Raw genomic sequence first — 13,037 nt, 5'->3', positions numbered from 1 at the left:
GAGTGATTAGTCCATTATTTTATTAACGTGCCAAGATTTACAAAACAAAAAGAATTTTATCTGGGCACAGAATTCTAGTCAAGTCAATTAAACTAAAATTCTTTCGAGTTAAAAAGAAAAAGAGAGACGGCGTTTTAAAATCTACTATAATTTAATATTTGTACAGAGGTAAAGCAGGCTGCATGAATTACTTTAAAAAATTGCAGGTGGACCAGCTAATTGATAACTCTTCCAAATTCATCATTGTCTGCGGCTCCCTTGAATACTTTATCATAGCACACTTCTGCATTTTCCATAGAAAATGTACCGTTATGATTTGCTGCCCTTGTTACGCAATTAAAATACCTTGTCAAGGCATTTGCGGGCTCTACAATTGAAATTTGTGCTATTATTAGCAAAGAAAATACAATGCACGAAATTTGTAAGATGTTTTCCATATTGGGATTCAAAGTCATTTTGACTTACAGACCTCCAAAATCAAAACCCTGTTCATCAAAAAAATCATAGTCTATGAGTGTTTCTCCAAGCAAGACTTTACCATTACAAGTTTTTATTTGATTTTTTGTAGGTTCCTTTTCAAAGGAATCGTATTTTTCTGTACCTCTGCATTCAGTATCAATTTTTTTTTCATTAATACATTCACAAAAAGCATGCAACCCGCTATTATCAAGGGACTGGTCACCAAAGTTGATTTTAACTAGACTTTGGACCTGAGTGTTAGCTGTTTTAAATTGAGTTTGAAAACCTTTGTCTATACTGGTCGACAAAGTAACTATAAAAGTTGAGATAACTAATGAATCTGCCAGAAGATGCTTCATCTGTACAATCTTCTAGATAAATTATATAACCCATGCTACATTATTTTATGATTCAATTCTAAATAACAAATTTATTGTCGTTATTGTCAAAACCTTCCAAGGTCAATGCACAATCGGATCATTGAATGTTGGGATTGCGGTATTTGTGCAGCGGAACGATAACTACCGGAATATTCTTGGTGAACTTGTGTTTTTCTTACGATGAATATTTTAAAATGCTAAAAATAAATTTTCTCTAAATATAATATATAAATATAATTATTGGTATAATATCATAGTGATTTTTTTTGCATCAAAGTAGTTTGTTATATTTGATTTTAATTTTTGCGGTGAGTTTATTTCTTTCTCAACAATCAATCTCATTTGTATTTGCTCAAAGTCAGAATTTAGAAGAACATTTGGGCCTTTTTGGAAATGGAAACAACTCTCTGTTAAATGACGTTTTTAACAATGTAAAAGACTCTGTCGTACAAATAACAACAGAGTACCAAGATCCAAACTATCCTGGCGGCCTGTATGATTCCACTGGAGGTGCTCCTATTCCAATGAAGTTTGGATCAGGATTTGTTTATGATGATTCGGGGATAATAATTACAAACTACCATGTGGTGAGTTCGGCCACCAACATCATTGTTACTTTTAACAATGGCAATAGCTATACCGCCAAGGTTGTTGGTGTAGATCCGTATGGAGACATTTCAATACTTAAGTTGGATAACCCTGCAGGTGAAAAGCTTGTTCCCGTCACTTTATCAAATTCATCAAACCTAAAGGTTGGAGATCCCGTATTGGCAATTGGAAATCCATATGGATTAGATAATACACTTACATTTGGAATTGTTAGTCAGATTGGCAGGCTGTTACCCAATTCTGATCTAGGATATTCGATTCCAAATGTGATTCAGACCGACGCTGCAATCAATCCTGGAAATTCCGGAGGTCCGTTAATTGATCTGGATGGTAAAGTGGTAGGCATGAATACGGCTATATTTTCAAATACTGGTGCGTATACAGGAGTAGGATTTGCAATACCATCCAATGATATTATCCGAATCATCCCATCATTAATAAAAACAGGAACCTACGAACATCCCTGGCTTGGAATATCTGGATCGAAATTGTCCCCAACTTTGGCTGAAGTATTTGGACTAGGTCATAATTACAAAGGGGTTCTGATCGAGGATGTAGTGCCCAATGGGCCAGCAGATAAAGCAGGATTGAATGGAATGCTAATACAAGGAAATAGGTATGGAGAGCAACAGATCATAGATAAAGACATTATAGTGGAGATAGATGGAAAACCCGTCTCTAGAATTGATGATATTATTTCTTATTTGGACATTAACAAGAAAGTTGGGGACAAGATTACTTTGACTGTGAATCGTAATGGCCAAATAGTTAATCTCGTGGCAACACTGGATGCAAGACCTGATTTACCTTTGCAAGAAATCCAATCGCAGTCAGAACCGGATAATGAAATTCGACCAAACACTCCGTTTCCTAATTTCAAATTGCCTGAATTGCCTGATTTCAAATTGCCTGAATTGCCTAACTTTAACCTACCGGGATTGATTATTCCTTTTACAAGATAGATAATTAGATCTTTTTTCTTTTCGAGGTAAGGCAGCAATTAATCAATCTATTAACCAATCAATCCTGCTAATCCACCAATACCCTTTAGTTTTTTTAATAAAATTAGTTTATGACAGCGGCAGCAGCAGCAGCAGCTGTTAATCAAGAATTTGTTCTATATGATCTGAATCTTAATGGTAGGGATGACTTGTTTCTTTACAACTTGTGGCCAAATAATCAGAGACCCAGACGAACCGTTAAATACACAAAATTGTAAAAATAATTAAGGATATGTCCGAGTCTAAACTGATCCCCTCAGAGAAACCATCGCCACCTACGCCGTTAGTCGTGTTGGAGAATGTAAGTGTTAAAAATAACTCGGATATCATATTAGACGATATATCTTTTAGAATAGATAAAGGAGATTTCCTAGGAATAATTGGTCCCAATGGAGCAGGCAAGACAACGCTTTTCAAGTGCTTGCTTGGATTGAACAAAGAATTTAAGGGAACCATAAAGATTTTTGACAAAGATATAAGAACTAACGCCAAAGAAATCTACAAGAAAATTGGCTATATCCCACAGTCGAATAGCTTTGATCCTAGATTTCCTGCAACTGTGAAAGAGATAATATATCTTGGGATATCAAGAAAAAAAATTGACAATCAAGAAAAAATTGAAGAGCTGATCCAATTGACCGGTATCGGCGATTACCTTCAAAAAAGAATTGGAGATCTTTCAGGTGGCCAACAACAACGTGTAATGATAGCCAAAGCCTTGATTCACGAACCAGAGTTGCTAATACTTGATGAACCAGATACTGCCATTGACGCTGGTGTTTTAAAACTATTTTACAAGCTTCTTATCAAGCTCAATAGAGAGAAAAACATTACCATAATATGGTCATCTCATGATTTGGATGCTGTAAATATGGTATCCAACAAAGTGGCATGTTTATACAAAAAACTCTTTTTTCATGGAAATTCTGAAGAATTCTTTAACAATGAAAGTAACCTCAAAACATTCAATGAATATTCCATGCATATCCACATAAAGAGTCATTCGCATTAGTTAGGTTACAACCGTAATAGTAATTGTCATCATCATCAACATCATCCATCCTATTTGTAATTTAGTGCTTGTATGTACTAATTCACATTACAAACTACTGATGTAAGCTATTAAATTATCAGATCGATGTAAAAAATAAACTAATTAATTCGGAAAAAGAATTTCTTAGCATTTACCTATTAAATTGAACAAACAAAATGTGTAAAAGACATAATAACAAATGATTCATAATACTTTAAGAAAGTAATAGAATTGAAAGAGAACGAAGTGTATGATAACAAGCCTAGCAAAACAAGGAGTATCACTTTCAGGTTGGAAAGCTCGGTAATTGAAGAGCTGCAATTCGAAGCAGACTACAGGGAAACCTCTTTAAATGTCTTGATAAATCAGATTCTTCGTAGGTATTCAAACTGGGAAAGATATGAAAATAAAATTGGAATGATACCCATTCCGAAGATTATCTTGTTTAGTGTCATGGACCAAGTAATCAAGTCAGGAGCAGAAAACGGTATTGAAGATATGACAAAATTTAAAGAATCCTTGGTGAAAGATCTAGCACAAATTGCATTTAGCTTTTTAAAGGATTCAGTATTGTTGATAAAGAAAAATTACACTCTATTTTCGGTATTGGAAGTATTGGAGCAATACATGAAAGTAATTGGAATCAACTCAGACCACAGAATTGATGATGACGGAAGGCACGTATATGTAATTCAACATAAATTAGGAGACGTGTGGTCACTTTTTATCAAAGAGTTCTTGATATTGATATTTGAAAATCTTGGTAAGGTAAAAGTAGAGATTTCAAGCACTCCTAATACTACAGTAGCAAAGGTATTTCTCAACTCCTGAAATTTTTCCTCCAAATAAACTGAAGGAATTATGGTATTGACCGACTGATTCACATATAGTCAGGCTTTTAATCTTCTATTAATTAGTTGAGCAGACAATATGAAAATTATAACAAGGATGGAGGTTCTTGCTATTCAAAGTCAATCTATTTGCCCAAGTTTTTTCGAAAACACATTGTAATAAACAATGGGCTCTGAAAAGTGATAATACAACCATGTCTTTTGTTTACCAGATTAGATAATTGTCAAAAGAAGATTTCAATCAATCGAATAAAATGAGTTAGTGCAGCATTCTAATTTTTATATGATATCCATTAAGAAAAACTATTGGTTTGGAAAGCAGTATATTATCTAATAAAGAGAGATAATTATCTTAAAGCCTCAACCTTGTTGTTATGTATTTGTTCGATTTCTGCAGTTGCCCTTAACATTGAGGGAAGTAATTGTATCAGACAGGTTAATTCGCTGGCGCTTACAGAAAACACTCGTACTCAAGACACTGAAGATAGTATAAGAAATAATACAGGTTTTTCAAATCAATTTCAACAGCAGGTGGAAGAACGAAGACAACAATTAGCTGAACAAGAAAATAGACAGACCCAAGAAGAATTAATTCAGGAGTCTTATGAGTTACGAAAGTATTGCTTTCTGGTTACAAACATGTATGTTTACTCACTTTTTGGAGTCATCATTGGATTCATACTCCTTGTAATATGGTATATTAGATACAAAAGAATATGGGCATGGAACAAAGGCAAAAAGAATGGTGTTTAGATGAATCAAACAAAAGGAAAAGAATACTCATCAAGTTTCATAGATAAAGTTTGCATAGATTTTTAAAGAAAAGGCACCTACTTCTTCCCCAGACAAGGATTGTCCCGCGCAGATACTATTCTAGAACTCGTCAAGGCGTCGTACTCAACACGTCCTTCATTCAAGGACCCAAGTTATTTCGGAGTACCAGAAAATTACAAGGAAATAAAGACATTAAGAGACCTCTTAGAAATAAATTACAAATATAACCCTACAAAAAACCAGCTTAGAGAAAATCTAATTTCTAGAATAAAAAATAACGAAAACCCTTTCGTAGGGATAATTGGTTTTGAAGATACTGTCATTCCAGCAATAAAACGTGGGTTACTAGCAGGACATGACATTCTATTTGTTGGTCATATTGGACAGGGAAAAACCAGGCTAGCAGAACTAGTTTCAGAAAAATTACTTTCTCCAATCCCAATTGTGGAGGGAACCATGACAAACGACATACCAACTGAGATGCCTTATACCCATCTTGTGGACTTGATTAATGGAAAGGATATTGAAAAAAAGGCTCCAGAATTTTTTGTTTCAAAAGACTGCGAGGAATTGATCAAAAACAACGGACTGGATACCAAAATTAAATGGGTTGACGGCAAGCAAAGATACAGGTACGTATTGGCTACACCTGATATATCGGTAAAGGATTTGGTTGGTCAAATAGATGTTGTAAAAATTATCAAAAAAGGGATTGAACTTTATGATATCGACTCTTATTCACCTGGATATTTACTACAGGCTAGATACGGTATACTGTGCCTGGATGAATTACCCGTGCTTGATCCAAGAAAACAAGTGACGCTTTTAAGTGTATTACAGGAAGGTAGGTTTACCACTGGAGCGTATCCGGTCTTTTTTAAGCCCGACGTTAAAATCATAGCAACTGCAAATCCGATGGATTATACACACTCTGGAAAAATTATAGAACCACTAGCTGACAGATTAAAAAGTCACATAGAAACCCACTATCCAAATACTGTCGAAGATGAAACCCTAATACTAGTCCAAGAAATGGACATGCTAAATAGAAGCCCAGGTAGTACTTTTCTCCCTGTTTTTATTTTAGAGACCATTACCAGAATTTTTCAAAAAATTAGAAATCATCCAGACATAAATAGCGATAGAGGAGTGAGTGTTAGATCAACAATCCATTCCCTTGAAGCCGTCATCGGAGAAGTAGAGAGCAGAAGATCTCTTTTAAATAACGTCATTACAATCCCCAGATATTCTGATCTGCAGTGTATTTTTCAGTCATCGAAATTCGAATTAGATGAGATTGAAGATACATCTGAAAACAGAATCGAATTTCTTAATAATGTTATAAGCGAAGTGATGCAAGAAACCTCGGTGCACTTTTTCAACGGTTTCTTCAAATCTCCAGAACTTGTTGCAATTAAAAATGACTTTAAAGGAAAATCTTTTACCATCCTTCAAAACCAATATCAAAGTCCAAACTCCAAAGTAGGGGTTAGCACCGTTTCAACTACAAAGTCAAGCCCTAACCTATATACTGTGCAGCTAAAGCAATTTCCGCTTATGACAAAAGTAGTAAAAAGAACAATTGAAGAAATGAAGAGAATGCAAATTGACTTTACTAAGTTAGCTAAGCATCATGGAATCAAGAAGAATTTAGAATATGTAGATTTTAAGAATGTATTTGAGGATATGGATGATTTTGATATTGATAACCCTCCTAATAGTGTTAAGGGAGTAGAAGAAATATGGGCTGCGGCCACAGAATTAGTGCTAGAGTATCTGCGATTTACCTCTCCTCCCATATTAGACAAAAAAGAAGATATATTTGAAAGTAGTAACAGTACTGTTTTGTAGTATTAGTAGGAGGAATAGTAGCACTGCTTGATATGAAGAACCGTACCGCAGAAAAACACATAGAGGCATCAGAAGACATTGGTAAACAGTCTGAAACAGAAAAATCAAAGTCAGGTGTGTTAATTTCGTCTAGCAGCAGCAGTAGTAGTAGTAGTAGTAGTAGTAAAAATAACAACACTAGGAAACATTTGCAGCAAAAGAAAAAAACCATTTATTTTCCCAAACAATTGGGAGGCGATTCCGGCGATGGTGCAAGAGGAAGGCATGGAACAGACGATACAGAAATTATTGAGCCGGCAGAGTATCAAATCAAAGATGACCTGCACAGCAATAGCGAGAAGAATAAAAAATCAAGAAATGATCTTTTAAAGAGGTTTTTTCCAGACATTTTAAAGGCCATAGGTAATAAAGCGATAAAAGAAAGCCCTCCATCCCTACAGGAACTTGAAATTTATCTGCAGCAGTATATTTCAGATTTAGAAAATACCGGCTGCAAATACTAAGAAGGGTAATTGGATGGATAACAGCGACTCAGATAAAAAGAATAACAGCACTGTTAATAGCACCGGCGTTCGAAAAGCTGATACTACGAGTCCCCCTTCCTTCCAAACCACCCAAACTACTGAGACCCATCCAACAAGCACACTATCTAGTCAAAGGGGAAGGAGATTTGGAATCGATTTTAGAGACACGGATATAGCAGATAACCGACTTCCTATCGTTACTGAACTCATCAAGAAAGGATATCTGACAGACTCTGACCGGTGGCTAAACAAAAAGGGATTTGTGAAAATGGGAGAGCAAATACTCGTTGAGATCCTGAAATCTTTAAAGGCAGACAAACTGGGAATGCATGAAACAAAGTTTACCGGTTATGGTAGCATTATAGAGGAAACCTCAAGAAGATATGAACGCGGAAACGAGATTTCAAATATCAACATTAATTCTACGATACGAAACTTTATAGAAAGAATTTCTGATAGTGATAAGAAAAATAGGAATCAAGTTTCAGATACGAAAATTGAATTTCCTCTAGACATTTCCTATGAAGATATTGAAATATATGATACATTGGAGGAGATTCAAGTTTCAACAGTTTATTGCATTGACTTGAGTTCCACAATGAAGTATTCATCTATGTATAATGAATTAAGTAGAATAGAAGCTTCAAAACGCGCCCTTTGGAGCCTGTACATTTTAAATAAAAAGTTCTTTCCTTTAGACATAATCCATACGATCGGATTTGGCTCAGTTGCCACCCGGGTTGATGCTATCGATATTCCCTTTTTGAAAACATTTGATCCAAATGCTGATTTTTTGCATTACACAAACTATCAATCTGCATATAGATTGGCCAAAAAGATTCTAAAAAAAGATGGAGTCAAAAATAAAAGAATTGTGATGATTACCGATGGACATCCAAGTGCATGCTACATAGATGAGAAAAGCGAACGGGACAGGATTATGAGACAGAGGCCATACTCCCATTTTTACAAACCAGATCCAAAAAGAATCGGCGCTCAAAACTCTGAGAATAACAGAGTTAAGTTTGACATACACGAAAGCCAAACTGTTTACCTGTGTTATAGATACCGTCAAATAGACCAATACATAGGCGAGCAAACAATAATAGATGCAAAGAAATTGAAAAAGGATGGAATTAATATAGACACCATTATGGTTAGCGAAGAGGATACGTTACTAGACTTTGTTAATGAACTAGCGAAATCTGTCGATGGAAAATCTATTTATATAAACCCAAAAGATATTGATAAGGTCCTCATTACTGACTATCTGTCAAACAAAAAGAAGATGATCAAAAAGTAATATTATCATTATTGCTTGCTTTGAAAGAACTCCAGCATTCTAATTATGTCTAGGGTAGTAGAGTTGTCAGAACTATTATTAGAGCCTGCAGAAGATAATGATGATTGATTTTCAAACTGACCACCAAATAATCCTGCATCGTTTGTTCCAAACAGCGCTGCAAGGGGATTAAGGCTTGAACCATTTTCAAGTCCTGTATGATTACCAAACCCGGCACCTGAAAATAGTTGGTCTAGCAGCACCGAATCTGTTTGATTATTTGTTGAAGAGTGGGGCATAGAAAATAGTGATGCAAAACCAGAATCATCAAAAAGAGGGTTAGAAGTTGCATTGTCTGAAAAAGAAGATGATGGTGATGGTGATGGTGATGAGGACATCATCGCAAATGGACCAAGCAAATTCCTTAACTCGGATAGATTGAACCCCTCACCTGCGCTTTCTCCACTTAGCAGGCCAGTAGAGCTAAATGATTTGTTAAAGAGATCACTCAAGCCTCCAAATGTACTTTCATTGTTTAAGAAAGACGCAGTAGAGTGATTTGAAAAGACATCTCCCTTACAGAGGCCAGACAAAATTTCAATACCACAGAGGGTTTCAGAGTTCAGCGAGCCCAGACCCGTTCCCATTAATGAAGTAAGGTTTGATGGAATGGACCCCAAAGCAGCAGAAGAAGCGGAAGATGAATTTGCAAAGAGACTTTGGAGAGTAGATCTTGTAGTATCATTTAGGCCCAATGTCCCCAGTAAGCTGTAGGGATTGGTTGTGAGATTTTTCATGTTCAGAGAAGAGAACAGACCCTCTAAAAAGGGCACCTTTTCTTTTATTGCTGCTATGCTGCTAGAATTAGCAAGTTTGTTAAGGGAATCGGCCAAATTGGTCATTGAATTAACCTTGAAAGAGTAAATCATCTTGTTTGCTATTGGCAGAGAATCTTGTACTTTATTTGTATCGACCTCATAATTAAGTGAGTATAAGGTATTTCCTACAATAGTGCCTATTTCAATATCATCTATGCTTGAATTACCATCATAACTTCTTGTTACCAATTTATATGCCGGATTGCCAGATAATATAGAATCAGTTGAAGCTTCGACGATGGTAACATCAGCATCCTGTTCCTGAATTGAATTTGCTTGGTCTTTAAGATAGGAACTAATATTTATGGGGTTGTCAGAGATTGGCGGATACAACTCCTCCACATATACATTAAACCACGATATGTATGTCTGCGGGTAATCACTTGAATCATCATACGCTGGGAAGAAGCTTACTTGCTTTACGGTCTCGTTAGAGTTGCTTTCATCAATTAGAAAATTGGATGGATACTTTATTGAAATTCCCATTGCGCTATTCTCATAATTATTAAACACCAAGCTGTCGTTTCCGCTAGAAGCCGAATTAGCAAAGGTTGCTACGGTGCTCTGGGCAAAGGCCAGGTTTGGATTAGATTGATAAAGGCCAATAGCATAGGTTTGAGAATCAAGACCTCCAGGCGACGAGGAGGATGATGATGATGTTGTTGCTGTTGCTGCAACTCCAACTCCCAATAACAGGAGTGCTGAGGCAAACGTGATAACAAAGAGAAACGATGAACTATTAACTGAATTTCGAAATTTTGTCAACAGTAGGTATTAAATTAAAGGCATAAAAATATTTTACTGTACAATTTTACTCAAACAAGATTATTATTATATGTTATAACTTTTTAAAATTGTTTGGCTAAATTAGAGTAAGGATGTCAGATAACAAGAATAATTTTAATACAGATATTACAGATGAAGATGAACTAGATGAAATAAGAAAAATAGCTGAGATGCTTAATGCTGATGAGAAAGTGCTTGTGGTTGCCAGACAGTCAAGAATAAAGCCAGGTGGTTCTCACTTTTCTCCAAATGTCATTTATGCTACCGATAGACGAATAATCTTAAGAGATCCGAGCATGCTTGGGTTAAAACAAGACATTATTGATATACCCTACAATGTAATTACCAACGCAAAAATCGAAAAGGGCCTGTTGTCTGCCTCAGTCATATTCCACGCACCAGGATTGTTTAACCCAAATATGCCAGAGAGAGTACCAGGTGTAAAGAGACTCGAAACTCACGATCATGGAGAAAATGGAATAATCGATGCCATTCCCAAGAAAAAAGCAGAAGACCTGCTTGAAGTTATTAGATATGGAATCTCTCATGTTAGGGCCCCCACAACTGCGTTTAGCAGTGGTGGAGGTGCAGGTATGGAAGGAGGAGGAGGAGGTCCTGCGGGCGCGAGTGGAAGCGCAGACCAACATCACCATCATCAGCAACAAATATCTCATGCCGACGAATTAGAAAAACTGGCCAAATTAAAAGAAAAGGGCATAATCTCAAAAGAAGAGTTTGAGAAAATGAAAGCCAAAATCATACATGGTGATACAGGTAATAGTTCAATTGATAAGACGAAGTGACCCACTATTGAATCTATTCAGATCCAAGAGAATAAGTGAATAGACATACGCAGAGATAGAGGTAGCGTGAAAAAGAGTATTTTGCAAGAAATTTTCTGAAAATCTGAAAAACTGCAGCTTGAAACAAAGATGAGTTTCATCTTTGTACCAATTTATTTTTAAATCACATTGAAGTATATTATCCATATTGCTAAAGAGAGATAGCACCATCTCAAAGGAAAGTTTTGTACAGCTTTTGAGCAACAAGTCTAGTCTTTTTTTGATTCTCTCAATTTCAGTTCTTAGTATCGCTATTTACCCCATCATAATTCCTCATATTACTCACCCTTCGATGATTTACCACATTATCTTGCACATGATAAGTTTTGATGTGGCCCTTTTTTTGACTACCATTTCTGTGATTTCATATAAAAAGACCAAAAGCAAAAAAATCCTCTTTACAGCTTTAAGTTTTGGATTTTTGCTGATTACCGAATTTTTATATCTGCTTCAATCAAGCGGCTTGCTAGGCGATTTTTTTATACCTTTAATAGAGGTAGAATTCCCACATGTATTGCTGCTCATAATGCTAGGATTGTTTGCTGCAGGTGTTTTGAGGATAGAAAGAAAATGAAGGTCGGCTCTATATACAAAGACAGCGAAATTACTACAAATGGAAATAACAGAGATACAATTTTAAAAATCATCAATTCGTTTCCAGGAATAAGATATAGAGATATTCTTAGGTTAACAAAGCTTAACAACGGTACGCTATCTCATCATTTGACTACTCTTGAAAAGTGCTCTACAATAAAGATCGGAAGGACCGAAAATAGCAATATTACCAGGTATTATCCTGCTTCTATTCCCACCGATGAAACTCTTATTTTGAATTATTTAAAGATCAAAACCACAAAAAAAATTATTCTGATGCTTGTAGAAGTTGAAGGTGCATCATTTAATGAAATTGTTAATCATATAAACAAAGCACCTTCAACTACTTCTTGGAATTTAAAGAGACTTTTGGATTCGGAAATCGTAGGAAGAAAGAAGAGAGAAAATGTGTCGTTTTTCTATCTTTATAAAAAAGAATTGGTTAAAAAACTGGTCGCAGAAAATAACAAGAGTCTTCTTGATAGAAGTATCGAAAACTATATCTCGATTATCGAAGAGTTATAACTAATTTTTTGACGCAGATAAAATATGAACTAAACAATATTTAATTTTACAAACCTTGACGTTGATAATTCGTAAGTATGATAGGAACGGGGCTGTAAAGGAGATTGGATGTCTTGGAAAAAGCAAAAAGTCACCATAGAGCAATTGAGCACACATATTAAGGTCCGTGGTTACAGCTTTTTTCAAATGACAGATAAGGCAAGTGATAGCAAGCACTACGAAGATAAGTTAGAATTTCTTTTCAATTCACAAAAATCACTAATCAGTCAAAATTATTCAAAATTGGAAAGCATGGGTAGTAATAATCAGCCGCCTCAAAATAAGATGAAAAGACTATACGAAACTGTAGAGCCCTTTAGTGGATATCGGATCTTTATGTTATGTTCAGCGCTGCTACACGAAGTCGTAGAACTGCAAAGAGAAACAGGGTGGAAATGGTGGAAAACAGAGAAAGCATTAGAGGAACAAAGAATTCAAGAAGAAGTTATTGATTTATGGCATTTTTTGATACAACTGTCTATAGAAGCAGGATTGGATCCCCAAATGCTGATCTCAAAATATATTGAAAAAAATAAAGAAAATACCAAAAGACAGCAACAAGGGTATTAAAATTTATTTGTTAAGAAAGTGTGTTAGAGATACGTATGT

14 protein-coding genes are annotated in these 13,037 nt (G+C 35.5%); 11 read left to right on the top strand and 3 right to left on the bottom strand.

Annotated features, from left to right (window positions below; all coding sequences use genetic code 11):
• Positions 1-215: 215 nt before the first annotated feature.
• A complete protein-coding gene (locus ACMT7R_RS03930; RefSeq protein ID WP_415310125.1) occupies positions 216-455 on the bottom strand; it encodes a hypothetical protein in 240 nt (79 codons plus the stop codon).
• Between the two features lie 6 nt (positions 456-461).
• Positions 462-818 carry a hypothetical protein gene (locus ACMT7R_RS03925; RefSeq protein ID WP_415310124.1) on the bottom strand — a complete coding sequence of 119 codons (357 nt, stop codon included), beginning with the start codon at positions 816-818 and terminating at the stop codon, positions 462-464.
• A gap of 329 nt (positions 819-1,147) precedes the next feature.
• Between ACMT7R_RS03925 and ACMT7R_RS03920 the strand changes: the two genes are divergently transcribed.
• The 7 genes from ACMT7R_RS03920 to ACMT7R_RS03890 all read left to right on the top strand — a co-directional run bounded on the left by ACMT7R_RS03920 (position 1,148) and on the right by ACMT7R_RS03890 (position 8,785).
• Entirely contained in the window at positions 1,148-2,410 is a 1,263-nt protein-coding gene (locus ACMT7R_RS03920; RefSeq protein WP_415310122.1) for a S1C family serine protease, read from the top strand.
• A 271-nt stretch (positions 2,411-2,681) separates the two neighbouring features.
• On the top strand, positions 2,682-3,461 hold the full coding sequence (locus ACMT7R_RS03915; protein ID WP_415310121.1) for a metal ABC transporter ATP-binding protein: 780 nt from the start codon (positions 2,682-2,684) through the stop codon (positions 3,459-3,461).
• Positions 3,462-3,713: 252 nt separating this feature from the next.
• Entirely contained in the window at positions 3,714-4,313 is a 600-nt protein-coding gene (locus ACMT7R_RS03910; RefSeq protein WP_415310120.1) for a hypothetical protein, read from the top strand.
• Between the two features lie 326 nt (positions 4,314-4,639).
• Complete coding sequence (locus ACMT7R_RS03905) at positions 4,640-5,086, top strand: hypothetical protein (RefSeq protein WP_415310119.1); 447 nt, start codon at positions 4,640-4,642, stop codon at positions 5,084-5,086.
• Between the two features lie 99 nt (positions 5,087-5,185).
• Positions 5,186-6,958 (top strand): AAA family ATPase, encoded by a 1,773-nt coding sequence (locus ACMT7R_RS03900; RefSeq protein WP_415310118.1) that lies wholly within the window; start codon positions 5,186-5,188, stop codon positions 6,956-6,958.
• Positions 6,959-6,990: 32 nt separating this feature from the next.
• Positions 6,991-7,461 carry a hypothetical protein gene (locus tag ACMT7R_RS03895; RefSeq protein WP_415310117.1) on the top strand — a complete coding sequence of 157 codons (471 nt, stop codon included), beginning with the start codon at positions 6,991-6,993 and terminating at the stop codon, positions 7,459-7,461.
• A gap of 13 nt (positions 7,462-7,474) precedes the next feature.
• The gene (locus tag ACMT7R_RS03890; RefSeq protein WP_415310116.1) at positions 7,475-8,785 is read left to right on the top strand and encodes a hypothetical protein; all 1,311 of its coding nucleotides are present in this window, start codon (positions 7,475-7,477) and stop codon (positions 8,783-8,785) included.
• 8 nt (positions 8,786-8,793) lie between these two features.
• On the opposite strand, the gene ACMT7R_RS03885 is transcribed toward ACMT7R_RS03890, so the two are convergent.
• Positions 8,794-10,407, bottom strand: a complete 1,614-nt coding sequence (locus tag ACMT7R_RS03885) for a hypothetical protein (RefSeq protein ID WP_415310115.1) — start codon at positions 10,405-10,407, stop codon at positions 8,794-8,796.
• Between the two features lie 113 nt (positions 10,408-10,520).
• On the opposite strand from ACMT7R_RS03885, the gene ACMT7R_RS03880 reads away from it, so the two are divergent.
• From ACMT7R_RS03880 to ACMT7R_RS03865, 4 genes are all read left to right on the top strand, one after another.
• Positions 10,521-11,231: a PH domain-containing protein gene (locus ACMT7R_RS03880; protein WP_415310114.1), complete on the top strand. Its 711-nt coding sequence runs from the start codon at positions 10,521-10,523 to the stop codon at positions 11,229-11,231.
• Positions 11,232-11,418: 187 nt separating this feature from the next.
• The gene (locus tag ACMT7R_RS03875; protein ID WP_415310113.1) at positions 11,419-11,844 is read left to right on the top strand and encodes a hypothetical protein; all 426 of its coding nucleotides are present in this window, start codon (positions 11,419-11,421) and stop codon (positions 11,842-11,844) included.
• Positions 11,841-12,389, top strand: coding sequence for a winged helix-turn-helix transcriptional regulator (locus ACMT7R_RS03870; RefSeq protein ID WP_415310112.1), 549 nt, complete (start codon positions 11,841-11,843; stop codon positions 12,387-12,389). Before ACMT7R_RS03875 ends, ACMT7R_RS03870 begins: the two co-directional genes overlap by 4 nt.
• Positions 12,390-12,497: 108 nt before the next feature.
• Complete coding sequence (locus tag ACMT7R_RS03865) at positions 12,498-12,998, top strand: dUTPase (protein ID WP_415310111.1); 501 nt, start codon at positions 12,498-12,500, stop codon at positions 12,996-12,998.
• The last annotated feature ends 39 nt before the right edge of the window (positions 12,999-13,037 follow it).

The organism is Candidatus Nitrosocosmicus sp. FF01 (assembly GCF_047711275.1).
Lineage (GTDB): Archaea > Thermoproteota > Nitrososphaeria > Nitrososphaerales > Nitrososphaeraceae > Nitrosocosmicus.
This window is presented reverse-complemented; position numbering and strand designations above follow the sequence as displayed.

Excerpts from the sequence above, each read along its gene's own strand:
- ACMT7R_RS03925 (WP_415310124.1), bottom strand. The coding sequence starts at position 818 with ATGAAGCATCTTCTGGCAGATTCATTAGTTATCTCAACTTTTATAGTT.
- ACMT7R_RS03880 (WP_415310114.1), top strand. The coding sequence starts at position 10,521 with ATGTCAGATAACAAGAATAATTTTAATACAGATATTACAGATGAAGAT.
- ACMT7R_RS03915 (WP_415310121.1), top strand. The coding sequence starts at position 2,682 with ATGTCCGAGTCTAAACTGATCCCCTCAGAGAAACCATCGCCACCTACG.
- ACMT7R_RS03895 (WP_415310117.1), top strand. The coding sequence starts at position 6,991 with ATGAAGAACCGTACCGCAGAAAAACACATAGAGGCATCAGAAGACATT.
- ACMT7R_RS03930 (WP_415310125.1), bottom strand. The coding sequence starts at position 455 with ATGACTTTGAATCCCAATATGGAAAACATCTTACAAATTTCGTGCATT.
- ACMT7R_RS03870 (WP_415310112.1), top strand. The coding sequence starts at position 11,841 with ATGAAGGTCGGCTCTATATACAAAGACAGCGAAATTACTACAAATGGA.
- ACMT7R_RS03865 (WP_415310111.1), top strand. The coding sequence starts at position 12,498 with ATGTCTTGGAAAAAGCAAAAAGTCACCATAGAGCAATTGAGCACACAT.
- ACMT7R_RS03890 (WP_415310116.1), top strand. The coding sequence starts at position 7,475 with ATGGATAACAGCGACTCAGATAAAAAGAATAACAGCACTGTTAATAGC.